This is a genomic window from Lawsonibacter hominis (genome assembly GCF_014287895.1).
Classification (GTDB): Bacteria; Bacillota; Clostridia; order Oscillospirales; family Oscillospiraceae; genus Lawsonibacter_A; species Lawsonibacter_A hominis.
Map to the genome: position 1 here is coordinate 95371 of NZ_JACOPP010000010.1, position 22183 is coordinate 117553.

Consider the following 22183-nt stretch of genomic DNA (forward strand, 5'->3'; position numbering starts at 1 on the left):
AGTGTCATCATACATCTTTTTACATAAGGAGGTCTCCCATGCGCAGCGACAATGTAAAGAAGGGCGTCCCCGCCGCCCCCAACCGCTCCCTGTTCTATGCCCTGGGCTACACCAAGGAGGAGCTGGAGCGTCCCCTCATCGGCGTGGTCTGTTCCTACAATGAGATCGTCCCCGGCCATATGAACCTGGACAAGATCGCCGAGGCCGTAAAGGCCGGCGTCCGCGCCGCGGGCGGCACCCCCGTCGAGTTCCCCGCCATCGCCGTGTGCGACGGCATTGCCATGGGACATGTGGGCATGAAATACTCCCTGGTCACCCGGGACCTCATTGCCGACTCCACCGAGGCCATGGCCATGGCCCATCAGTTCGACGGTCTGGTCATGATCCCCAACTGCGACAAGAACGTGCCCGGCCTGCTGATGGCCGCCGCCCGGGTCAACATCCCCACCATCTTCTGTTCCGGCGGCCCCATGCTGGCCGGTCACCTGACCGACGGCCGGCGCACCTGCCTGAGCCATATGTTCGAGGCGGTGGGCTCCTACTACGCCGGCAAGCTGGATGAGGCCGGTGTGGAGGAGTATGAGCGCAATGCCTGCCCCACCTGCGGCTCCTGCTCCGGCATGTATACCGCCAATTCCATGAACTGTCTGACCGAGGCCATCGGCATGGCCCTCAAGGGCAACGGCACCATCCCTGCCGTCTACTCCGCCCGCCTGCGTCTGGCCAAGCATACCGGCATGCAGATCATGGAACTGGTCAAGCGGGACATCAAGCCCCGCGACATCATGACCGAGGCCGCTTTCCACAACGCCGACACGGTGGACATGGCCTTGGGCTGCTCCACCAACACCATGCTCCACCTGCCCGCCATCGCCCATGAATGCGGCATCGAACTCTCGCTGGACATGTCCAACGAGATCTCCTCCCGCACGCCCAACCTGTGCCATCTGGCCCCCGCCGGCGAGACCTACATGGAGGACCTGGACCGGGCGGGCGGCGTCCACGCCGTCATGGCGGAGCTGAAGCAAAAGGGCCTTCTGGACACCGGCGTGCTGACCGTTACGGGCAAAACGCTGGAGGAAAACCTGGAGGGCGTGGTCAACCGGGACCCGGAGCTGATCCGGCCCATCGACCGCCCCTACTCCGCCGACGGCGGCATCGCCGTGCTCAAGGGCAACCTGGCTCCCGAGGGCTGCGTGGTCAAGCGCTCCGCCGTCGCCCCGGAGATGATGTCCCACACCGGCCCGGCCCGCGTGTTCGACAGCGAGGACGACGCCATCCAGGCCATCTACGACGGCAAGATCGTCCCGGGCGACGTGGTCATCATCCGCTATGAGGGCCCCAAGGGCGGCCCCGGCATGCGCGAGATGCTCAACCCCACCTCCGCCATCGTGGGTATGGGCCTTGGCTCCTCTGTCGCCCTCATCACCGACGGCCGCTTCTCCGGCGCCACCCGCGGCGCGGCCATCGGCCATGTCTCCCCCGAAGCCGCCCTGGGCGGCCCCATCGCCTTTGTGGAGGAGGGGGATCTGGTCTGCATCGACATTCCCTCCTGTAAGATCGAGGTCCGGGTGGACGAGGCCGTTCTGGCCGCGCGCAAGGCCGCCTGGACCTGCCCCGAGCCCCGGATCAAGACCGGCTATCTGGCCCGCTACGCCAAACAGGTCTCCTCCGCCGCCCGCGGCGCGGTGCTGGAATAAGCGGCCCGCGCGTGCATGTTCGCGGGCTGAGCCGTGTTTTTTCTGAGACGCATGTCCTCAAAAAATACGGATCTCCATTCCCTTCGCCGCTGCGGCGGCGAACCTCCTGCGCAGGGCGTTCTCCTTTGCAGGAACCCTTTGTTTTCCTGCATCGGCTCAAGGCTTTCCGACAGGCCGGGGGCGTCTTGCAAAACCGGATTCCCAAACATCAATTCCAAACAAAAGTTGCATAGGATCGCCATTGCGATCCTATGCAACTTTTTTAAGGGGCATATTGCCGGCTCGGGCCTGAAAGCTGCATGGTTGCAGCCATCCCCATTTTTACGATTGCTCTTTGCGCTCCATGCGGCGGCGCAGGCGCTGGAGCGCCTGATGGTGCTGGATGGAGCGCATCTTTGGGAACGCCCGCATCAGGCGGCGCTGGCCGAAGGCATGCCCATCCAGCGCATGCTCCAGCTTCTCCCCCAGCTCCGCCAGCTCCTGCTGCCGCTGCCGCCTGCGCCGTAAGCGCTCCTGGCTTCGTTCTTCCTTCCGTTCCGCCGCATCGACCCGCAGCTGCTTGGTCTGCTCGTCCAGCTCCTCTTTCCAGGCCGTCCCCTTCTCCGCCGCCTCCAGCACCTTGTCCGCCAGATTTTCGCCCAGCTCGTCGGACAGCTCCCGGATCCGCCCGGCCAATGCGTCGATCTGCTTCAGCTGGCGGTTGAGCCTGGCGATGGAGCTGCCTGTGGCCGCCAGATCCACCGCTATGACCGCTCCGAAGCAGGCCAGCAGGACCACGCCCAGCGTATGGGGCAGCAGGCGCACCAGCAGCATCACCGTCGGATGGAGCAGATCCACCACAAACAGCCCGATCAGCCCCCAGGCGATGGAAAAACGCAGGCAGATATAGCCGCCCAGATTGAAGGGCTCGTCGGAGTAATCCCACCAGCGCTGATGGAAGAGCTTCTCCAGCACAAATCCGGCCGCCAGCTCCAACAGGGAGGTCAGCAGCACCGACCCCAGAAAGAGCAGCAGCAGGTTCTGCTTGAGCGGCTCCAGGCAGAGGAAAATAATGGCCGCGCCGAAGCCGTAAATGGGACACACCGGCCCGTTGAGGAATCCCCGGTTGACGAATTTCCCCGTCACCAGAGCCGCATAGCTCACCTCGGTACACCAGCCCAGCAGCGCATAAACAAAGAAAATCCATAAAAGCTCATATCCGCTGTACATGCGTTCTCCTCCCTCCCCGGGAAACCCGGCGTCTTCCCGTCAAGCCACAAAAAAGGCCCACCACAGCAGGGTGGGCCTTTTTCGATCCCGATCCGCGCTCCCCCGCGCTTTCAAGCCTTCTTCCGCGCGGAGCCGCGGTAAGCGCCAGCTGCCGGAGCTTAAAAGGGCTGCCCCGGGTCATTCGTGGGGCCGCCGTAGTTGGGTCCGTACCCGCCGGATTGCGGCCCGCCCTCCGCCGTCTGGGGGCCAAACGCGCCGTGGACCACGTAATCGTAGAAATTGGCTTCAGCGGCCCCCATATAGGGGTTGAGCCACAACCCCAAAATGCCTAATGTAAAGGGCGTCAGCAGAATCCACCCAAGGAAGGACAGATCCAGCACGAACAAAGAGCCCTTCCAGCCGCGCATGGCCTGCTTGCTGCGGGAAATCGCCTCCAGGCTCCCCATATCCGGGTCGTCCAGCAGCAAATAATAGGCCAGGCGGTAACGGTAACTCACCGCGATGCCGAAGCCAACGCCCGCGATGCAAAGCACCACCGCCAAGGCGATGAGCACGCCGCTGTCCAGCACCGCGGCCAGGATCATGACGGCCAGATAGGGGATCATGGCCAGCAGGGTCCATAATCCGGTAAACACGCTGATCAGGATGGCGCAGATCAGCACACGGCCGATCCGTGCGAAACCGTCCATCAGGTTGCGGTAGCCCGGCTGCTCACCGCGGGCCAGGCGCAGGCTGTAAGAGGTGTACCCGAAGCCCATGACGCAGGTATACAGAGAGATCAGGAGCTCCAGCACTGCGTAAAGGGCAACCCGGCCCGGGAGGAACACATAGTGAAAAATCGTCTCCGGGTCATAGATGCCGTCCAGCAGATACACGTAGGCGATCTGAAAGGGGTTGTTCACAAAGTACATGATGGCGCTGGCCAGCACACTGGTCAGCAGCACATAGACCAGCGTCACCAGCATGGGGTGAGGATAGGCGCCCCGCATGGCGTTTCTGGCTTGAAATTTGGCTTCCGGTCGGTTGAATCCCATTCCAAGATCCCTCGCAATCTCTGTTTGAACGCTCCTGCCAGGACCGCGCAGCGGCCTGCGGCGCCGGTCAATCGGCACAAGAGCCGCTATGCGGGTATTGTACCATACTACCGCTCCGATTGCAAGGCGGGCAGCCGCACCTGGAACCGGACGCCGCCGGGGATATTCTCCGCCGTACAGCTTCCCCCATGGGCCAACACGGCGGCGCGGACGATGGCCAGCCCCAGCCCGGCCCCGCCGCGGGCCCGGCTGCGGGAACGGTCTCCCTTGAAAAAGGGCTCCCACAGGCGGGGCAGGTCCTGTTCCGGGACCGGCTCCCCGTCGTTCTCCACCGTAAGCACCGCCTGCCCCCGGACCCGTTCGGTCTGCACCCGCACCGCGCCCCCGGCGGGGCAATGGCGCAGGGCGTTGGAGGTCAGGTTGGAGAGGACCCGTTCCAGCCGGGCCCGGTCGCCGGACACCAATGCCGGATGCAGGTCGGGCTCCAGGCGCACACCTTTGGCTCGTGCGCCTGGAGCCAGCCGGGACAGGGTCTCTTCCGCCAGCTCCGCCAGTTCCACCGGCAGGACCTCCGAACCCCCCGCACCCGCCTCCAGCCGGGACAGGTCCAGCATCTCCCCCACCAGCGCGCCCATTCGGTCGCTCTCATCCAGGATAATATCCAAATACTGCGCCCGCTTTTCCGGGGCGATGTCCTCCCGCAGGGCCTCCGCATGGGAGCGGAGCACAGCCAACGGGGTCTTCAGCTCATGGGCGGCCGCCCGGGCGAAGTCCCGCTCGCGGGTCAGCTGCGCCTCCCGTCTGGCCTGGTCGGAATGGAACGCCGCCGCCAGGGCGTTCAGCTCCCGGATGGGGCCGTTTTCCGGACAGGACGCTCCTTCGGCCACCCGGGCGCACAGCTGCTCCACCGGCTCGGTCACCTGCCTGGACAGGCGCGCGGACAAAACCAGCAGGACGATCAGGGTCAACAGACCCGTGCTGAGGTACAGCCCCGCCTCCTGCTTCAGCGCGGCGGGCAGCACGTCGCACTGAACGGCCAGATACTGCAGCACCGTGTTGCCCATTGTGCTCCCCAGGGCAAACCCCCCGTCCTTCCAAACGGAGCGCTCCGCCCCGGCGATCTCCCGGTCCAGGATGGCCTGGGCCTCCCGGAAGGAGGCCAGCCGCCGTTCCATATTGACGGGGCCGTCCTTCCCATTGCTGCTCCAGGACGGCAGCAGCACGCTGCGCACCTGCAGGTAGGCGAAGTCCCAGGTTTCGCCCGCCCCCTCCAGGGCGGTCTCCACCATGGTGTCCGCCGTGCCGTCGGGATGGATGATCTCAATCTTCTGCACGGCGATGGCGTGGCCCGGTCGTTCCAGCCCGGTGATCCGGGCAAAGGAGCCGTCCCCGCTCCAGGCGCCCTCCCGGTCGTCCGGCGGGTAGATGCCGTACTCCCACCCCGACCGGTGGGCCAGGATCCAGCGGGCCAGCTCCAGCTGGCCCCGGTCGTCCAGCCCCTCGTCCAGGGAGATGTACCACCGCTGGCCGATGTCCACGCCCTCCCGGTGGCCCCAGCCCCAGGCCAGCTGGCTGCGGACATATCCCGCCTCCGTCCGGGCCGTCAGGGCCATCCCTCCGTCCATTTCGCTGACCTGCCCCAGCGAGAGGGAGCTGAGGTTGTTCCGCAGGATGTTCGCCGCCTCGTCCCCCAGTCCGTTGGCGAGGTTGTTCTCATAGAATTCGCAGTGCTCCTCCAGACTCGTCTGGGCGGAACGGGCCGCGGCTTTGGCGCTGCTCTCCAGCTCCCGGCAGGTATTGTGCGTCAGCAGGGCCATGGTGCCCAGCCAAAGCAGGGCAAACGTCCCGCCCAGGGGCCGCAGCAGCTTCCAGCGCAGCCTCCGGGGCCCCGCGCTCCAAAAACGCCTCATCCCTCGCACGCCTCCTCCAGCTGATACCCCGCCTTGAACACGGTTTTGATCTGCTTTCCGGCGCTCCCCAGGGCCGCGCGCAGGCTCTTGATGCGCACGTCCACCGCCCGCTCGTCTCCGTCAAAGTCGAGGCCCCAAACCTTATCCAGCAGCTGGGCACGGCTGAGGACTCTTCCCGAATTGTGCAGCAGGCACAGGAGCAATTCATATTCCCGCGGGGATAATTTGATCGTTTGATCACTAACTGTACAGACGCGGCGGCCCGGATCCACGGAAATGGCTCCGCAGCGCAGCCGTCCGTCCGCGCTTTGACCGCGGCTCCGGCGGATCAGCGCCTCCGTTTTGGCCAGCAGCACCGCCAGAGAAAAGGGCTTGGTCACATAGTCGTCCGCGCCCAGGGCATAGCCCCGGAGCACGTCCTCCTCCCCGCCCAGCGCGGTGAGGAACAGGATGGGTACTCCGCTGCCACACCGCACCGCCCGGCAGACGGCAAAGCCGTCCAGCTCCGGCATCAGCACATCCAGCAGCAGCGCGTCGTAATCATGGTCCCGCAGCAGGTCCAGGCACTCGGCGCCGTTTCGGGCCAGGTCGCACGCCCAGCCATGGGCGGCGAGATAGTCCCGCACGATATCCCGCATCCGTGCCTCGTCCTCCGCCAGAAGTACTTGATAACCCATGCGCTCCGCTCCTTTCCCGGATATCTTACCTCAATCTTATGTCCGTTCTGTGTCGTACCGTCGCACGAAAAATTCCCCGGAGCCGGGCTCCGGGGAATTTTTGTCGTTATCTGCGGCCTGCGCCGCCGCCGCGGGAGCCGCCGCCCCCGAAGCCGCCCCGGGAGCCGCCCCCGAAGCCGCCGCCGAACCCGCCGCGCCCGCCGAAGGACCCGCCGGAGAATCCGCCGCCAAAGGAGGAGCCGCCCGGCCTGCGGCCTGCGCCGCCGCCGCGGGAGCCGCCGCCCCCGAAGCCGCCCGAAAACGTGCCGCCCCGGGGCGGGCGGGGTCCTCCGCCGAAGCCGCCCGGCCGGCCGGGACCGCCAAACCCGCCGGGGCCGCGGGGCGGCCGGGGCGGGCGCGGGCGGTGCGGGCGCCCAAAGAGAAAGGGCCGGTAGATGTAGGGCGGGGGCGGCATGCCCGGCATCAGATAACGTCTGCGGTAACGCCGGTAGCGCATGCCGTCACACACACAGACCACAACGATCAGCAGCACCACCGCAACGACGGCCAGCAACGCCCCGATGGAGCCCACGACGGTGGTCACTGCGCCTGGGCCGGCCGGTTCCGGATAATAATCAAATTCGTTCCCCGCACCGCCGCTCCCCTGGCCCCGACCGGCGCTCAGGCCGCCGTAATAACTGTCGTACCAGTCGTAGAACGCGTCAAAGACCTTCCGTACCCCGGCATCATAGTCCCCCGCGGCAAAGTCGCTCTCCAAGTAGTTCCAGAGATAATCGTCCAGTTTGGACGCGGTGAGGGCATTCTGGATGCCGCTGCCCTGCAGGGCATAGTAGTTTTCCTCCCCGATGGCCAGCAGAAGGAGCAGTCCGTTATCGGCGTCCGCGTCTCCGATGCCCCAGTCGTTGAAGATCTCATAGGCGTAATCGTCGATCTCCATGCCGTCCAGGAAGTCCACCGTGACCACCACGATCGCTCCGCCGGTGGCCGCGGTCAGCGTCTCGTTCTGGGTCATGATGTAATCCTCCGTGGCGTCGCTCAGCACGCCGGCATAATCCCCCACGCAGGTGTTTTCGGGCGCCTGCACCACTGCCAGCGCCGGGGCCGTCAGCAGCGCCATGCACAGCAGGGCGCAGAGCAGCGCGGATAAGTTCGTTTTTCTCATCGCTCTCTCCTAATCATTCACATCAGCCACCAAAGCCAGTTCCTTGACCGCTCCCAGATTTCGCAGCAGCACCGCGGGAAAGCGCCCCAGCACCTTGCGGTTGAAGCGGTCGGCCGCTTTACTGTATTCATCCCGGCTCATGCGGTCGGCGGCCCCGGACAGCTCCGCCTCAAACCCGTACAGGTACTGGGCGTCCTTTTCCGACACGCCCGCCGCCCGCAGCTGCGCGATGACCTGGGCGCATACCGCACCCATGTTCACGTCGGCTTCCGGAAAGGCGCCCTTGTCCGGGTCGGCGTTGCCCTGCGCCCAGGCGATGGCCCCTTCCAGGTCGGAAATTCCGTCGGTCTCCGGGTACCGCCGGGCCACCGTCAGCAGATTTTGCGCCGTGCCGATACGGTCCTGCAGGTCGGAGGCCACCGAACCGCCGTCCCCCTGCCCGCCCTGGGCGAAGAGCTCCAGCACCTGGGCGCGCTGGGCGTTCACGGAACGCAGGCATCCCAGGGGGGCGGACAATACGATGACCGCCGCCAGCACCACCATGGCCCCGGTATAGGATTTCAGAAACTTCATAGGCTCACCTTGCTTTGCAGAATTCCGCCCGCGTCTCCGCGCCAAAGGCCCGGGCGCTGCCCAAACGGCGCCGTGACCGCTTTTTTGACCCGTCTACCCCCGAAGCTCCAGCAGCTTCTGCTTCAGCTCGCCCTCGATACGGCCCAATTCGACCTCGGCCTCCCGGCGCTTTTGGGCGCCGTCCTGCTGGATCTTCATGACCTCGTCCAGCGTGGAGATGAGCTGCTGGTTGGTGTGCTGAAGGGTCTGGATATCCACCACGCTGCGCTCGGCCTCCTTGGCGGTCTCGATGGTGCCCATCTTGAGCATGTCGGCGTTCTTCTGCAGCAGCTCGTTGGTCATGTTGGTCACCGCGCTCTGGGCGGCGGTGGCCTGGCGGGAGTGCTCCAGGCCCAGGGAGAGCACCATTTGGCTCTTCCATAGGGGGATGGTATTCACCAGGGAGGACTGGATCTTTTCCAGCATGAGACTGTCGTTGTTCTGGATCAGGCGGGTCTGAGGCCCCATCTGGATGGAGATCATGCGGGTCAGCTCCAGATCATGGATCTTCTTCTCAAAGCGGGAGCACATGTTCGCCAGGTCGTTGTAGGCCTGGGCATCCTCCTGGGCGCCGGTCTCGGCGGCCTTTCTGCGCAGCTGCTCCAACTCGTTCTCCCGCACCTGGGCAAGGCGCTTCTTACCCGCCAGGATATACATGGTCAATTCCTTATAATACTTGGTGTTCAGGTCATACATCTGGTCCAGCATGGCAATGTCCTTCATCAGGGTCACCTGATGGTTCTCCAGCACCTGGACGATCTTGTCCACATTGGCCTCCGCCTTGGTGTAGGCCACTTTCATGGCCTCCAGCTCGTTGCGTTTCTTTTTGAAGAAGCCGAAGACGCCCTTCTCCTCCTCCTTGCCGAAGCCCTTGAGCTCCACCACCAGGGAAGACAGCGCCTGGCCCACCTCGCCCAGATCCTTGGTGCGCACGGAATTGAGCGTATTTTCCGAAAAGCCCGCGATATTCTTCTGGGCCGCCGCGCCGTACTGGAGCACCACGCTGGAATCGGTGATGTCGATCTTCTGCGCAAAGTCGTTGACCATTTTGCGCTCGGCCTCAGTAAGCTGGCTCTCGTCCAGCTGCACCGCCTTGGCGTCCCGCGCCTTCTGGGCGGCCGCCTCGTCCACCGCCACAGTGGGGTCCAGGGTCAGGCTGGGGGTCTCCGGCGCCTTGGGGGCCTCGGCGGCGGCAGCGGCGGTATTCAAATCGGGGGAAAGGGTCAGTTCAGGGGTAAAATCGGCATGATCCGTCATGGTCTTCATCCTCCATTGTTATCATCAAGTCGTTGTTTCACCGTTCAGCGGCCCAGCTGCGTCCCGCCCAGGCCCTCCTGGGAGAGCATCTGCTCCATCACGGTAATATCGGTGGAGATATCCAGCGCCTCGTCGGCGAACAGGGCGTCCAGCTGCTTGTCGTAGGCCAGCACCACCGTGTCCAGCATCGCTTCGATCTTACCCATGGTGCCGTCGATGTTGGCCCCCGCCACCCCCGCGTCGTCCATGCGGTCATACGCGTTGAGCAGCTTGAGGGTGGTGGGCAGGTAATAATTGAGGAAGCGCCGGATCTGGGGCAGCTTTTTGGGGTTTGCCGCCACATGGGCGAAGATCTTCTGGGTCACCCGTTCCATATGGTCGATCTGCCGGGAGATCTTTGCATCCTCAATGCTGTCGTTGAGGCGGCGCATCTCGGAGACGGCCCTGTCCCGCTCGGCCATGAGGGCGTCCACCTCCGGGTTTCCGGTCGTCACCGGCTCGCTGGGCGCCTCCGGCTCCGGGTCGGGCAGCACCAGCACCCGGTCGCGGAACAGGCGCCGCGCCGCCCAAAACACCGCGATGGAGAGCCCCGCCAAAAGGAGGAAATGCCACAGGGCATACATCGGGCCCAGAAGCGCCCACACGATCCACAACGCCGCCGTCAGGTACAGCGGGACGGGGGATTTTTTCACGATCTTCGCCATCGGCACAGCCTCCATCCACGGGGCAGCGCCCCAGTTGGTTTTATTGTACCCCCTGCCCGGCGGGAGTGTCAAGAACACGTTGACTTTGCCGGGAAAACTCATTAGAATATTACTACTTATAGATTGGAAGGAAGTCTGCCCGCTATGCTCACTCTGAAAGAGTTCAAGGAAGCCCGCGCCGTGCTGTCCGGGGTCATTCTGAACACCTCCCTGGTCTACAGCAAGGCCTTCTCCAGGGCCACCGGGAACCAGGTATACATCAAGCCGGAAAACATGCAGGTCACCGGGGCCTATAAGATTCGGGGCGCCTACTACAAGATCAGCACCTTGTCCGAGGAAGAGAAGGCCCGCGGGCTGGTGACCGCCTCGGCGGGCAACCACGCCCAGGGCGTGGCCTACGCCGCCCAGGCCGCCGGAGTGGAGGCCACCATCGTCATGCCCACCACCACGCCGCTGGTCAAGGTCAACAACACCAAGGATTACGGGGCCAAGGTCATCCTGCAGGGGGAAACCTTCGACGACGCCGCGGCCCTGGCCGCCCAGCTTTCCCAGGAACAGGGCCTGACCTACGTACACCCCTTCAACGACCCCGCCGTCGCCACCGGCCAGGGCACGATCTCTTACGAGATCTTCCAGGACCTGCCCGACGTGGACGTGATCCTGGTGCCCATCGGCGGGGGCGGACTGGCCACCGGCGTGTCCACTCTGGCCAAGCTGCTCAACCCCAACGTGACCGTCATCGGCGTGGAGCCCACCGGCGCGGCCTCCATGAAAGCCAGTCTGGAGGCCGGACATGTGCTCACCCTGCCCCGGATCGAAACCATCGCCGACGGCGTGGCGGTCAAAACCCCCGGCGACCAGATTTTCCCCTATATCCAAAAAAATATCGACGATGTGATCACCATCGACGACGACGAGCTGGTGGACGCTTTTCTGGATATGATGGAAAAGCACAAGATGATCGTGGAAAACGCCGGATTGCTGCCCATCGCCGCCCTGAACCACCTGGACTGCAAGGGCAAGAACGTGGTGCCGGTCCTCTCCGGCGGCAACATGGACGTGATCACCGTGGCCAGCTTGGTGCAGCACGGGCTCATCAACCGCGGGCGGGTGTTCACCTTCTCGGTGCAGCTGCCCGACCGCCCCGGCGAGCTGCTGCGGGTGGCCTCCATCGTGGCCCGGGAAAACGGCAATATCATCAAGCTGGAGCACAACCAGTTCGTCAATATCAACCGCCAGAGCGGCGTGGAGCTGCGGGTGACGCTGGAGGCCTTCGGCCACACCCACAAGCGGGCGATCCTGGACGCCCTGTGCAAAGAGGGTTACCAGGCCCGGGAATGCCACACCAACGATTTCTACCATTAGTCCAGGGGGGACGGCCCGTCCCAACCGGCTGCAGACCGCCCGCGCGCAGCGGGGCGCAGCCTTCTCAGGAAAGCGGCTTCCGCCTGGGGCATCGTCTCAGTCCAGGGGGGACACGGTCCCCCCTGGACATCTATATGATGCGGCGCGCTGTTCCGGGGCCCATGCCGCCGGGCCGGGTCTTGTGGGAGCCGGCGCGCAGGCGCCTGGGGAGGACCGGCAGCCGTCCCGGGGCGTCATCCGCTTGCCGTATCCTATGTCGCACCCCGCATCCCGGTGCCCCGCCCTTCTTCCGGCGGTATGGCCCATTTTAGCAGAACTTTCTGAAAAACCGACCAAGGAGTGGTGAAAAAATGATTAAAATCTCTCCCTCCATCCTCTCCGCTGATTTTGTGAATCTGGAGCGGGATATCGCCCGGGTGTCCAGCGCCGACATGCTCCACGTGGACGTGATGGACGGCTGCTTCGTACCCAACCTCACCATCGGCGTGCCGGTGGTGCAGTCCATCCGCAAATGCACCGACCTGTTTCTGGACGTGCACCTGATGATCGACAAGCCGGTGCGCTATGTGGAGGCTTTCGCCCAGGCCGGGGCCGACCTGCTCTCGGTCCATCTGGAGGCCGACCACCCCACCCGCATTCGGGAGGCCCTGCGCCAGATGGACCGGTGCGGGGTGAAGAAAGCGGTGGCCCTGCGGCCCATCACGAAGGCCGAAGCGGTCCTCCCCTATCTGGAGGAATTGGACCTGGTGCTGGTGATGACGGTGGAACCCGGCTTCGGCGGACAGGCCTTTTTGGAGGAACAGCTGGAAACCGTCTCCCAGGTACGCGCGCTCATCGACCGCTATCACCCCGCCTGCCGCCTGGAGGTGGACGGCGGGGTCAACGCCAAAACCGCCCCCCGTGTGGTGGCCGCCGGGGCGGATACTCTGGTGGCCGGCTCCGCGGTCTACGGCGCGGCGGACCCGGCCGCCGCCATCGCCGCCTTGCGGGGGGAATAAGCATGGAATACTTTCCTCCTGCTCTGGAGCGTCTGGTGGAGCAGTTTGCCCGCCTGCCCGGCATTGGCCGGAAGAGCGCCCAGCGGCTGGCCCTTTTCGTGCTCTCCCTGCCCGATGAGGACGCCGCCGGCTTTGCCGACGCCATCCGGCAGGCCAAGTCCGCCATCCACTGCTGTCCGGTGTGTCAGAACTTTGCCGAAGGCGACGGGCCCTGTCCCATCTGCGCCAGCGCCAAGCGGGATCAAAGCACCATCTGTGTGGTGGCCGATCCCAAGGACGTGATCGCCATGGAACGCTCCCGGGAGTATTCCGGCGCCTATCACGTGCTCCACGGGGTCATCTCCCCCATGAACCATGTGGGCCCGGACGACCTGCGCGTCAAGGAGCTGCTCGCGCGGGTCGGCGCCGGGGACGTGCGGGAGGTCATTATGGCCACCAACCCGGATACGGAGGGGGAGGCTACCGCCATGTACCTCTCCCGGCTGCTCAAGCCCTTCCAGGTGAAGGTGACCCGTCTGGCCTACGGTATCCCCGTGGGCAGTCACCTGGAGTATGCCGACGACGCTACCCTTATGCGCGCCCTGGAGGGCCGCCGCGAAATGTAAAGAAAGCCCCCGGCCGCAGGGCCGGGGGCTCCAGCGGGTCGAAAAAGTGGCTTTGCCACTTTTTCGAAGGAGCTGCGGCCTGCTGCGCGCACTCGTTGTCCGCCTGCGGCGGACAACTCGCACACTTGCAGGCCGAGAAGTGTTTTCTCCGACGTACATGTCGCCGGAGAAAACGGATTGGACTGAATTCGCGCCTGCGGGCGCGAACTCTGCGAGGCTTTTTCGACAGCCTGAAGCCCCCGGCCGCATGGCCGGGGGCTTTTGCTACAGCGTGACCTCGCCCGCCAGGCTGCGGTCAAAGCAATCCCGGATCTCCGCCGCCTCCGCCGTCTGCCCCAGGGCCCACATGAGCTTGGTCACCGCCGCCTCGGTGGTCATGTCCCGGCCGGGGATGACCCCCTGGGCCAGGGCCCGCTGACCCACCTCGTAGAGGGAAAAATCACTGGGCTCATAAAGGCACTGGCTGCACACCACCACCGTGATGCCTGCCAGCGCCGCCGCGTGGAGCTTGGCGATCAGATCCCGGCGCACAAAATGCAGCCCGCCCGCGCCGAACGCCTCGATCACGATGCCGCGGTAATGCATCTGCAGCAGCATATCGAAGATCTCCGGGTCCAGGCCTGGGGTTAGCTTGATCAGGAAGACCTTGTCGCAGAGCCTGTCCCGCAGCGCACACGACCCTGCGGGGACGGGAAGGGCCTGGCGATGGATCCGCAAACCCTTCCCATCCACCGTCGCCGCCAGCGGGGCGTTGACGCTCTCAAAGGCGTCGAAGTCGGTCGTTCGGGTCTTCACCGCCCGGCAGCCCAGGATCACCTTCCGGTCAAAGGCCAGGAATACCCCCGCCGTGCCCGAGGCCGCCATGGCCAGCGCCGTGCGCAGGTTGTCCAGCCCATCGGTAAGGGGGTGGGTCATGGGCAGCTGGGCGCCGGTGAGCACCACGGGCACCCCGATCCCCTGCAGCATAAAGGAGAGCACAGAAGCCGTGTAGGCCATTGTGTCCGTACCATGCGTAATCACAATGCCATCATATTGCGTTCTGTTTTCATAGACATGCCGTGCAATGGTCTGCCACTCCTCCGGCTGGATGTTGGAGGAATCCAGATGCAGGATGTCCCGAACGGTGATTGCGTAGTGCTCCAGCACCCCCTGGGGGAGCAGCCCCGCCAGGGCCGTGCCGTTCAGGCCGGGAGAGAGCCCCCGGTCCGTGGGCAGGGAGGCGATGGTGCCGCCGGTAGTCAGCAGCAGGATACGCTTCTTCATCTCAAAACACCTCCGCCAGGGCGTCCGCCCTGCGCTCCGCCGCGGCCAGGAGGGCCGCCCGGTCCTGACGCACGTCGTCCAGTCCCTCGGCGTCCAGGCACTGGAACTCCGGGATGCCGTACATGACGCACAGGGCCTTCATGGTGGGGGTGGCCATCTCCAGGGGCGTGCCGGCATAACGACCGCCCCGGGTGGTGATCAGCAGCAGCTTGGAGGCCCGGCACAGGCCCTTCATCGCCCCCCGCTCGTCATAGCCGAAGGTGATATCGGCGACCGAGATCCGTTCCAGGTAAATCTTCAGGATGGCCGGAAAGGACAGGTCCCAGAACGGGGCGGCGACCACGATCCGATCCGCCGCGGCAAACTGCCGGGCGGGTTCGAACATGGGCTGGTCCAACCGTCCGGCGTTCCACAGCGCATCCCGTTCGTCCAGAATCTCCGGATACTGGGGCTGTAATCTTTCATCACATAAATTACGTTCCGTAATCGTGTTGTCCGGGTGTTTGGCCTGATACGCCTCCAAAAAGCGCCGGGCCAGCTTTCGGGTGCGGGACCGCTCCCCCCGCACACAGGCATTGATAAACAGCAGATTTTCCATTGTTAAGCTCCCTCCAAAGCAAAGGCTTCCCGTAATTGCGCCAGAACATTCTCATCGGTGAAATCCGCCCCCGCGGCCTCGGCCCGCACCACCCGGCGGCCCGAACGGAAAATGAGCCCGGCGCGGCCGCCTGCGTCGTAGCGCCACGCCGCGTCAAAGCCCAGGTCGGCGCTCTGCGGCGTCACAGGGGCATGGAAGTGGAGATCCAGCTTGCTCTCATCCGCTTCGTCTGTCACCAGGTCGGCGCAGATGGCCTCCGCCAGCCAAGCATACCGGCAGTCGTAGTCGTCCAGGTAGAGCCAGTCCTCTTCTCCAAAGCGCCGGTACTCCGTGTGACGCACGAAGCCGGACCCCGTCTCATAGCGCATCAGCCCGCCTAATTCGCCGCTGCGCGTCTCTTCGCCGGCGCCCAGCAGCGCCGTCAACAGCAGAAGCGCCAGCAGCAGGGCCTGCACCACGCCCCAGCAGCCCCGCAGCCGGGCCCGCCGGCGCGAAGGCACCGGGAAGGGCCCCCCCGCCTCCGCCGCCCGCCGGCACTGCCTGCGGTAGCGCAGCACGTGTCCGCCCCGGAGCACCCCCATCAGCACCCAAAGGCACCAGATCCCCATCAGCATCATGGCGCTGCGGCTCAGCAGCATCTCCCACGGGTGAAAGCCCTTCCATACAAAGTTTACCAGGAAATAGGCGCCCCAGAAAAGGGCCAGATAGAGCAGGTTGAAGCCCCGCTCCCACAGGGCCTTTTTCCATACGCTCTCCCACTCCAGGCCCCCGTCGGTCTGAATGGGAGCGGGGACGCGTTCCCCCGCCGCCCGGAAGTACCACAGGCCGCCCGCCTCCTCCAGCAGCTCCCAGCCGGCCTCGCCGCACAGCTGCATGAAGTCCGCCCGGCGCTCTTCCTCCTTCCGCCGGATGCTGTTCCAGCGCACCGGCTCCACCCAGCAGCGGCGGGGAGCGGCGGCGCGGCGGAACCGGGCGAAAAAGAGCCCCAGCTCCTCCAGTTCCCAGCCCTCCGATGCCCGTTCCTCCAGCTCCTCCTGGGCGGCCTTCGCGTCCTCCTGCGCATAGTGGAACCAGCGCAGACAGACATCTTTTTCCTTCATGCGGCCTTCCCCTCCAATTGCAGTCTTGTCCACAGCTTCTCCAGCGTGTCGGCCCCGGTCAGTTCAGCAGGCGCTTCCAGGACCGCCACCGTGGTCCCCTGCCGCAGCAGAAGGCAGGAGCCGTCCGGGCCGTCTCCCGTCCACGCCTGGTCAAACCCCAGCGCCGCCTCCGTCAGCTCCAGGGCCCCGTGCCGTTCCAGCAGACGGCGGGGGCGGCCCTCCCGTTCCTCCCGGTACAGCGCCCCCGCCAGCAGGCGTGCGATGCGTACGCTGCGGCAGCGGTACACCTCGCACCTCACCTGACCGGTCAGGGCTCCGTCCTTCCGCAGCACTTCGCAGGTCCGCCGCCAGGACACCAGCAAAGAGGCGCCCTCCTGAACCGAAAGGCTGCTGGTCCGGCCGTCCCGGATCTTCAGGTCCTCGGCCAGTACCACCGGCTCCCGGCGAAGCTCCTCCCGGTCCGCACGCTCCACCGGAAGGGAATTTCCGCCGATCCAGGCCAGAGCGCTCCCGAAGCAGGTGAGCCATACCAGGAGCATGAGCGCGTAATCCAGCAGGACGCGGGCGCGGACCGGCCGCTGAGGGCGGACGGGCAGGCCGTCTCCCTTCGCCACAGACCGGCGGCAGCGGATGTAAACGTGGATATGGGACAGCGCGGCGGCGGCCAGCAGGCCCACGTCCACCGCCGCAAAAGCCAGGCCGCACAGCATCCGGTCGGAGGTCAGCAGGACGCTCCAGCGCATGCCGCCCGTCCCCCAGAGCACGCAGCCCAGCAGGGCGAACAGACTCAGGATGAGCAGGGCGGACGCCGTCCACCTTCGCCTTACCCGGCGGAACAGGCCGTCCGGTTCCAGGGCCGTATCACTCGGAAACGGCAGGGGAAACACCCCCGGCGGGGATACAAAGAGGTCCATGCCCCGCACCCCGGCCACCCAATCCCAGCCCGTGCCGGCACAGAGCCGGCAGGAATCCGCTTCTTCGCCCTGAACGTATCCCTGCGGCGCCACACAGCAGAGGATCACACTCGTTTCGTCCCGCTCAAACCGGGCCAGCAGGCCGAAATACAGCTTCTTCAGCCGCCAGCCCTGCGCGGCCTTCCGGTCCAGCCATTGCTGGGCCGCCGTATAGTCCAGGGCATCGTAGGCAAACAGGCCCCATGCTCCGCTCACGGCGCTTCCTCCTTCATCACCCGTTCCATATCCGATGCCTGGCGGCAGATGCGCTCGTACTCCGCAAAAAGAGCCCGCTCGCCCTCCGGCGTCAGGCGGTAATACTTCCGCTTTTCTTCCGTGCGCGTCCGGCGGATCAGTCCGTCTCCTTCAAAACGCTCCAGCAGGGCGTACAGGGTCCCCGCGCCCACGCTGACCCGCCCTCCGGTCAGCCCCGAAATGTCCTGCATCACCCCGTAACCATGGCGCTCCGCGCGCAGAGAGAGCAGGACATAATACATCTGCTCGGTCAGCGTCTCCAGCTTCTTGCGCGCCATCTCCCGCCCTCCTTATATCGAATATCGACATAGCGATTGTAAAACGAAACACGCCTGCTGTCAACGCTCTTCACGGAACTTTTTTTGAACATACGCCGCGCGGCACGAATGATCAATTGCCATCCGCTTCCCGAAATTCCAGGGCGGAGGCGGCGCGCGGGCCGCGCATGGCCGCAAGGCTGCAGGAAAAAGCCGGCGTCCTGTTGCAGAAACAAGCGGCGCTGCTTCCGCCGCGCCGCTTGAGGCTGTCGCAAAAGGCCCTGGGCCTTCGGAGACAAACGGATGCGGGACGGACCGGGTTCCATTTTTTGCGAAAAAGGCGCTCTGCCCGTCCTGAGAAGGGGCCTTTCCGGCGCGCCCCCCAGGGGCCCCGTTTTTACCCCTGCGGGTAAAACCCCTGCCCGGCGCCCCTGCGGATGGTGTGGGCGACAAGCGGACGGCGGCGCGCCCCAAAGGCCGCGCCGCTTTGTCCGTGCACGCTTATTCGATGCGCAGATCGCTCTCCGACACCACCTGGAACCATCGGGAGAGGACGCTCTCCCGCCCGAATCCCAGAGAGCGATACAGGGCGTAGGCGTTCCGGTTGGAGGTCGCCACGCGGAGCCAGCATTCCGTATGGCCCTGCCGCGCCAGCATCCCCATCAGCTCCAGCAGGAGCTCACGTCCCAGTCCCCGGCCCCGGAAGTCCCTGCGCAGGGCCACCCCCTCGATCTCCGGCTGCTCTTCCGCAAAGCCAAGCTCATAGACCCCGACCGGCACCTCATCCAGCAGGACGAACCCGGCGCTGCACGCTTCGCCGAGCACACGTTCCAGGTCGTTCCCATCATAGGTGGCGGAATTCGGCACATTGAAAAAGCCCTCGTTATAGAGCGCCAGCCAGGTCCCGCCCTTTTCCCGTACCAGCGGCTCCAGGCGCAACCGCCCCGGCCGCGGCGGTTCCTCCGTCAGCGTCCGGCTCATACGGAGCATATCGTGCTCATAAATCAGCTGGTAACCCCGCTTCTCCCCCGCCTCCAGAGGCGCTTCCGGATCCGTGGACGCGGCATAGAGCAGGCTGGCCCCCTGACTCAGCGCCTGAGCGGCTCCCCGTCGCAGCGCGGCGTCCAGGCCCTCCGGCGGGCAGCGGCGAACGATGATATAGGCCTTCCCCTTTGCGGGAATTTCTTTGGTGATGATCTCCAGCTCCGGCTGCATGGCGTCGCCCTCCTGCTCCTGTTTTTCCCACTATAGCACAGTACCCCGGGCGTTTGCAAGCCCGGGGTACTGTGCTTCGTTTATTCCTCACCCTGCAGGGCGTCGTATCCCTCTTCACCGGTGCGGACCTTGATTACATTCTCCACATCGTAAACAAAGATCTTTCCGTCGCCGATCCTTCCGGTATACAGCGCCTGCCTGGCGGCGTTCACCACCTGCTCCACCGGCACCTTGGAGACGACGATCTCCACCTGTACCTTGGGCAGCAGGTTGATCGCCAGCGGGACCCCGCGGTAATATTCGGTCTTCCCCTTCTGTATCCCGCAGCCCAGGACCTGGCTGACCGTCATGCCGGTGACGCCGATCCCGTTCAGGGCGGTCTTGAGCTCCTCAAACTTGGCCTGGTTGCAGAGGATGGTCACGTTGGAAAGCTTGCGGCCGCCGGCCGCGCCCCTGGTAATGGTATGCACCGGCACCGCCTCCGCCATAGCGGCCTCTTGCGCCGCCGCAGCCGGGGCGGGCGCAGGCTCGGGGAAGGCGTTGGCGGCGGGGAGCGCGGTGATACTGGTGTTGGGAGAGAAGTCTGCATAAGCGGAGGGCAGGCCGTGCTCGGTAGCATCCAGCCCGGCGACCTCTTCCTCAGGCGTGACCCTCAGTCCGTTGGTATGCTTGATGACCTGAAACACGATCGTCATGACCACGCCGGTATAGGCCGCGACCGCCACGACCCCCAGGCACTGTACGCCGAGCTGGCGCAGGCCGCCCCCGTAGAGCAGGCCGCCTTCGGTGGCCAGCAGGCCGGTCAGGAGCGTACCGGCCATACCGCAGCTGCCATGGACCGCCACAGCGCCCACGGGGTCATCGATGTGGAGCTTCATATCCAGCAATTCCACCACGACTACCACCAGCACGCCGGTGACCACGCCCACCACGAGGGAGCCCACGGCATCCAGATCAGCGCAGCCGGCGGTGATGCCCACCAGCCCCGCCAAAGGCGCGTTCAGGCACATACCCACGTCCGGCTTCCCGTTTTTGATCCAGGTAAAGAGCATGCACACCACGGTAGCCACCGCCGGGGCGATGGTGGTGTTGCCCAGGATCTGCGCCAGCTGGGCGGGATCGGAGGCTGCGGCGCCGTTGAAGCCATACCAGCAGAACCAGAGGATAAACGTCCCCAGCGCCGCGATCGGGATATTATGTCCAAGAATCGCACGGGAGTTGCCGTCCTTTCCGTACTTGCCGATCCGGGGTCCCAGCAGAATCGCACCGATCAGGCCGGAGATGCCGCCCACCATATGGATCACGCAGGAACCGGCAAAATCGATGAAGCCCAGCTGGGCCAGCCAGCCCTGCCCGTTCCAGACCCAGCCCGCCTCAATGGGATAGACCACGGCGGAGATCACAGCGGAGTAAATGCAGTAGCTGGAGAATTTGGTGCGCTCCGCCATGGCGCCGGATACGATGGTTGCGGCAGTGGCGCAGAACACAAGCTGGAAGAAAAAGTTCGACCAATCAAATGTGTAAAAGCCGGTAAACAGCTGATATTCCGGCAGCCCGATGAGACCGAAAAAGTAGCTTTCGCTGTTCATGATACCGTAGCCCAGCAGCATGAACACGACCGTTCCGATACAAAAGTCCATCAGGTTTTTCATAATGATATTGCCGGCATTCTTGGCGCGCGTGAGTCCGGATTCCACCATAGCAAAGCCTGCCTGCATAAAGAAGACCAAAATCGCGCCAACCAGATACCAGATCGACATGTCCATAAAACGTTCCTCCTCAACAAGAAAGACGCCCGCCCTGCCGGATCAACAGGGCGCGCGTCTTTGCGCAGATGTTCTCTTTTCCCTTCCGGGCGTCTGGAGACGAGGGCCGCTTCCGCCTCCAAAAAGCAGAGCGGCGCTGCGGAGGACCCTTCCTCCGCAGCGCCTTTGCTTACTGGGGCAGTCTATCAGATTTCATGCCCGTTGTCAACGCTCCTCTTGCATTTTCAGCTTAACCGCAGAATTTTAAGCTATTTTTTACAGTTCTTATGCATTTTCTATCCAAAGGTCATTCATTTTCAGTTCAAAGGAGGACCGGAACCGCCCCGGCAACTGTCAGCGTATCCGGCGTCACCCGGCATTCCCGGGCCAGCACCCCCACCCCGGCCGCGGCCGCCCGGCGCAGCGCCTCGCCAAATGCAGGATGCGTTGCATCGTTGGGCGCAAAGTCCTTCATGCCCGTCATCTGGATCACAAAGCACACATAGGCCTCGTAGCCCTCCGCCATACAGGCTGTCAGCTCCTCCAGGTGCTTGACGCCCCGCTCTGTAGGCGCATCGGGGAAGCGCGCATGGCCCTCCTGCTCCAGGGTGACGCCCTTTACTTCTATAAAGCCGCGCCGTGTCCCGGCCTCAAAATAAAAATCAAAGCGCGAGGCCCCCCACCGGGTCTCCGGCCGCAGCAGGGTCAGCCCGGGCGTGAAGCCGCCCTGCTCCGCCCACTCCCGGAAGACCTGGTTGGGAGCCTGGGCGTCCATATTGACGAGCAGGCGTCCTTTCTCCACTGCGATCAGATCATAGCGCGTTTTCCGAGCCGGGCTGCCGCACTCCTGGAGGTAAACCGCAGCCCCAGGCACCAACAGTTCCCGGCAGCGGCCCGTATTCTTCACATGGCAGACGACCGGTGCCCCATCCAACGCGACATGGGCGATAAAGCGGTTGGGCCGATCCAGAAAAACGCCCGGCAAAATTCCTTCATAGTGCATATGGTTTCCTCCCCATGCAGCAAAAAACGGACTTCCAAAGAAGTCCGTTTTTTGTGTCGGCATTACCTATTTTTCCAGCCCGTCTCCAGGCGAGTATCTTCGGCGCAGGCGAGCTTAACTTCCGTGTTCGGGATGGGAACGGGTGGACCCTCGCCGCAATCAATACCGACTGCATTTATTTCAACCGGAAATCCGGTTAAAATCCATTCAATTTTTAGGGTTCCCTATGGAGCGCCGCAAGCGCTCCATAGGGAATGGTGCGCCTTCAGGGATTCGAACCCGGGACCCACTGATTAAGAGTCAGTTGCTCTACCAACTGAGCTAAAGGCGCATACGCACGTAGAAATGATGGTGACCCGTGCGGGAATCGAACCCACGTTTGCGGCGTGAGAGGCCGCCGTCTTAGCCGCTTGACCAACGGGCCTTATGTGCGCGTCGCATAGGTGCCAGCACCCTCAAAACCGAACAATGTAGAATGGAAGCGGAGAGACAAGCTACCTGCATATCATCATGTTAAGGTCAAGCCCTCGGCTTATTAGTACCGGTCAGCTGCACGCCTTA

The 22183-nt window shown here is 64.3% G+C and carries 20 protein-coding genes, 2 tRNA genes and 1 rRNA gene; 4 read left to right on the forward strand and 19 right to left on the reverse strand.

The window, feature by feature from the left end; translation table 11 throughout:
• Window positions 1-38 precede the first annotated feature (38 nt).
• Complete coding sequence (gene ilvD / locus H8S57_RS09070; RefSeq protein ID WP_186907760.1) at window positions 39-1700, forward strand: dihydroxy-acid dehydratase; 1662 nt, start codon at window positions 39-41, stop codon at window positions 1698-1700.
• Between the two features lie 321 nt (window positions 1701-2021).
• Here ilvD and H8S57_RS09075 read toward each other — a convergent pair whose 3' ends face one another.
• From H8S57_RS09075 to H8S57_RS09110, 8 genes are all read right to left on the reverse strand, one after another.
• The gene (locus tag H8S57_RS09075) at window positions 2022-2909 is read right to left on the reverse strand and encodes a putative ABC transporter permease (RefSeq protein WP_186907761.1); all 888 of its coding nucleotides are present in this window, start codon (window positions 2907-2909) and stop codon (window positions 2022-2024) included.
• Between the two features lie 158 nt (window positions 2910-3067).
• Window positions 3068-3943, reverse strand: a complete 876-nt coding sequence (locus H8S57_RS09080) for a DUF975 family protein (RefSeq protein ID WP_186907762.1) — start codon at window positions 3941-3943, stop codon at window positions 3068-3070.
• A 107-nt stretch (window positions 3944-4050) separates the two neighbouring features.
• A complete protein-coding gene (locus H8S57_RS09085) occupies window positions 4051-5853 on the reverse strand; it encodes a sensor histidine kinase (protein WP_186907763.1) in 1803 nt (600 codons plus the stop codon).
• The gene (locus tag H8S57_RS09090; protein WP_186907764.1) at window positions 5850-6530 is read right to left on the reverse strand and encodes a response regulator transcription factor; all 681 of its coding nucleotides are present in this window, start codon (window positions 6528-6530) and stop codon (window positions 5850-5852) included. The genes H8S57_RS09085 and H8S57_RS09090 overlap by 4 nt, the downstream gene beginning before the upstream one ends.
• Window positions 6531-6636: 106 nt before the next feature.
• Window positions 6637-7692 (reverse strand): TPM domain-containing protein, encoded by a 1056-nt coding sequence (locus H8S57_RS09095; RefSeq protein ID WP_186907765.1) that lies wholly within the window; start codon window positions 7690-7692, stop codon window positions 6637-6639.
• Between the two features lie 9 nt (window positions 7693-7701).
• Entirely contained in the window at window positions 7702-8265 is a 564-nt protein-coding gene (locus tag H8S57_RS09100; RefSeq protein ID WP_186907766.1) for a hypothetical protein, read from the reverse strand.
• 93 nt (window positions 8266-8358) lie between these two features.
• Window positions 8359-9561 (reverse strand): toxic anion resistance protein, encoded by a 1203-nt coding sequence (locus H8S57_RS09105; RefSeq protein WP_186907767.1) that lies wholly within the window; start codon window positions 9559-9561, stop codon window positions 8359-8361.
• A gap of 44 nt (window positions 9562-9605) precedes the next feature.
• A complete protein-coding gene (locus H8S57_RS09110; protein ID WP_186907768.1) occupies window positions 9606-10265 on the reverse strand; it encodes a 5-bromo-4-chloroindolyl phosphate hydrolysis family protein in 660 nt (219 codons plus the stop codon).
• Between the two features lie 144 nt (window positions 10266-10409).
• Here H8S57_RS09110 and ilvA point away from each other — a divergent pair, with 144 nt between their 5' ends.
• The 3 genes from ilvA (at window position 10410) to recR (ending at window position 13233) form a co-directional block, all read left to right on the forward strand.
• Entirely contained in the window at window positions 10410-11630 is a 1221-nt protein-coding gene (gene ilvA, locus H8S57_RS09115) for a threonine ammonia-lyase (protein WP_186907769.1), read from the forward strand.
• A gap of 350 nt (window positions 11631-11980) precedes the next feature.
• The gene (gene rpe, locus H8S57_RS09120; protein ID WP_186907770.1) at window positions 11981-12628 is read left to right on the forward strand and encodes a ribulose-phosphate 3-epimerase; all 648 of its coding nucleotides are present in this window, start codon (window positions 11981-11983) and stop codon (window positions 12626-12628) included.
• 2 nt (window positions 12629-12630) lie between these two features.
• Window positions 12631-13233 carry a recombination mediator RecR gene (recR, locus tag H8S57_RS09125; RefSeq protein WP_186907771.1) on the forward strand — a complete coding sequence of 201 codons (603 nt, stop codon included), beginning with the start codon at window positions 12631-12633 and terminating at the stop codon, window positions 13231-13233.
• 264 nt (window positions 13234-13497) lie between these two features.
• Here recR and H8S57_RS09130 read toward each other — a convergent pair whose 3' ends face one another.
• From H8S57_RS09130 to H8S57_RS09180, 11 genes are all read right to left on the reverse strand, one after another.
• Window positions 13498-14496 carry an asparaginase gene (locus tag H8S57_RS09130; RefSeq protein WP_186907772.1) on the reverse strand — a complete coding sequence of 333 codons (999 nt, stop codon included), beginning with the start codon at window positions 14494-14496 and terminating at the stop codon, window positions 13498-13500.
• Window position 14497: 1 nt separating this feature from the next.
• Window positions 14498-15094: an NAD(P)H-dependent oxidoreductase gene (locus H8S57_RS09135; RefSeq protein WP_186907773.1), complete on the reverse strand. Its 597-nt coding sequence runs from the start codon at window positions 15092-15094 to the stop codon at window positions 14498-14500.
• 2 nt (window positions 15095-15096) lie between these two features.
• Complete coding sequence (locus H8S57_RS09140) at window positions 15097-16194, reverse strand: DUF2812 domain-containing protein (RefSeq protein WP_186907774.1); 1098 nt, start codon at window positions 16192-16194, stop codon at window positions 15097-15099.
• Window positions 16191-17363, reverse strand: coding sequence for a DUF2812 domain-containing protein (locus tag H8S57_RS09145; RefSeq protein ID WP_186907775.1), 1173 nt, complete (start codon window positions 17361-17363; stop codon window positions 16191-16193). The genes H8S57_RS09140 and H8S57_RS09145 overlap by 4 nt, the downstream gene beginning before the upstream one ends.
• Window positions 17360-17680: a PadR family transcriptional regulator gene (locus H8S57_RS09150; protein WP_186907776.1), complete on the reverse strand. Its 321-nt coding sequence runs from the start codon at window positions 17678-17680 to the stop codon at window positions 17360-17362. The genes H8S57_RS09145 and H8S57_RS09150 overlap by 4 nt, the downstream gene beginning before the upstream one ends.
• A gap of 480 nt (window positions 17681-18160) precedes the next feature.
• Window positions 18161-18874 (reverse strand): GNAT family N-acetyltransferase, encoded by a 714-nt coding sequence (locus H8S57_RS09155; protein WP_186907777.1) that lies wholly within the window; start codon window positions 18872-18874, stop codon window positions 18161-18163.
• Window positions 18875-18954: 80 nt separating this feature from the next.
• Window positions 18955-20640, reverse strand: a complete 1686-nt coding sequence (locus H8S57_RS09160; RefSeq protein ID WP_186907778.1) for an ammonium transporter — start codon at window positions 20638-20640, stop codon at window positions 18955-18957.
• A gap of 301 nt (window positions 20641-20941) precedes the next feature.
• Window positions 20942-21622 carry a DNA/RNA nuclease SfsA gene (gene sfsA, locus H8S57_RS09165; RefSeq protein WP_186907779.1) on the reverse strand — a complete coding sequence of 227 codons (681 nt, stop codon included), beginning with the start codon at window positions 21620-21622 and terminating at the stop codon, window positions 20942-20944.
• 54 nt (window positions 21623-21676) lie between these two features.
• Window positions 21677-21792, reverse strand: a 5S ribosomal RNA gene (rrf, locus tag H8S57_RS09170).
• An 85-nt stretch (window positions 21793-21877) separates the two neighbouring features.
• Window positions 21878-21953: transfer RNA gene (locus H8S57_RS09175), tRNA-Lys, on the reverse strand.
• An 18-nt stretch (window positions 21954-21971) separates the two neighbouring features.
• Window positions 21972-22046, reverse strand: a tRNA-Glu gene (locus H8S57_RS09180).
• Window positions 22047-22183 lie beyond the last annotated feature (137 nt).

Excerpts from the sequence above, each read along its gene's own strand:
- ilvD (WP_186907760.1), top strand. The coding sequence starts at position 39 with ATGCGCAGCGACAATGTAAAGAAGGGCGTCCCCGCCGCCCCCAACCGC.
- H8S57_RS09075 (WP_186907761.1), bottom strand. The coding sequence starts at position 2,909 with ATGTACAGCGGATATGAGCTTTTATGGATTTTCTTTGTTTATGCGCTG.
- H8S57_RS09080 (WP_186907762.1), bottom strand. The coding sequence starts at position 3,943 with ATGGGATTCAACCGACCGGAAGCCAAATTTCAAGCCAGAAACGCCATG.
- H8S57_RS09085 (WP_186907763.1), bottom strand. The coding sequence starts at position 5,853 with ATGAGGCGTTTTTGGAGCGCGGGGCCCCGGAGGCTGCGCTGGAAGCTG.
- H8S57_RS09090 (WP_186907764.1), bottom strand. The coding sequence starts at position 6,530 with ATGGGTTATCAAGTACTTCTGGCGGAGGACGAGGCACGGATGCGGGAT.
- H8S57_RS09095 (WP_186907765.1), bottom strand. The coding sequence starts at position 7,692 with ATGAGAAAAACGAACTTATCCGCGCTGCTCTGCGCCCTGCTGTGCATG.
- H8S57_RS09100 (WP_186907766.1), bottom strand. The coding sequence starts at position 8,265 with ATGAAGTTTCTGAAATCCTATACCGGGGCCATGGTGGTGCTGGCGGCG.
- H8S57_RS09105 (WP_186907767.1), bottom strand. The coding sequence starts at position 9,561 with ATGACGGATCATGCCGATTTTACCCCTGAACTGACCCTTTCCCCCGAT.
- H8S57_RS09110 (WP_186907768.1), bottom strand. The coding sequence starts at position 10,265 with ATGGCGAAGATCGTGAAAAAATCCCCCGTCCCGCTGTACCTGACGGCG.
- ilvA (WP_186907769.1), top strand. The coding sequence starts at position 10,410 with ATGCTCACTCTGAAAGAGTTCAAGGAAGCCCGCGCCGTGCTGTCCGGG.
- rpe (WP_186907770.1), top strand. The coding sequence starts at position 11,981 with ATGATTAAAATCTCTCCCTCCATCCTCTCCGCTGATTTTGTGAATCTG.
- recR (WP_186907771.1), top strand. The coding sequence starts at position 12,631 with ATGGAATACTTTCCTCCTGCTCTGGAGCGTCTGGTGGAGCAGTTTGCC.
- H8S57_RS09130 (WP_186907772.1), bottom strand. The coding sequence starts at position 14,496 with ATGAAGAAGCGTATCCTGCTGCTGACTACCGGCGGCACCATCGCCTCC.
- H8S57_RS09135 (WP_186907773.1), bottom strand. The coding sequence starts at position 15,094 with ATGGAAAATCTGCTGTTTATCAATGCCTGTGTGCGGGGGGAGCGGTCC.
- H8S57_RS09140 (WP_186907774.1), bottom strand. The coding sequence starts at position 16,194 with ATGAAGGAAAAAGATGTCTGTCTGCGCTGGTTCCACTATGCGCAGGAG.
- H8S57_RS09150 (WP_186907776.1), bottom strand. The coding sequence starts at position 17,680 with ATGGCGCGCAAGAAGCTGGAGACGCTGACCGAGCAGATGTATTATGTC.
- H8S57_RS09155 (WP_186907777.1), bottom strand. The coding sequence starts at position 18,874 with ATGCAGCCGGAGCTGGAGATCATCACCAAAGAAATTCCCGCAAAGGGG.
- H8S57_RS09160 (WP_186907778.1), bottom strand. The coding sequence starts at position 20,640 with ATGGACATGTCGATCTGGTATCTGGTTGGCGCGATTTTGGTCTTCTTT.
- sfsA (WP_186907779.1), bottom strand. The coding sequence starts at position 21,622 with ATGCACTATGAAGGAATTTTGCCGGGCGTTTTTCTGGATCGGCCCAAC.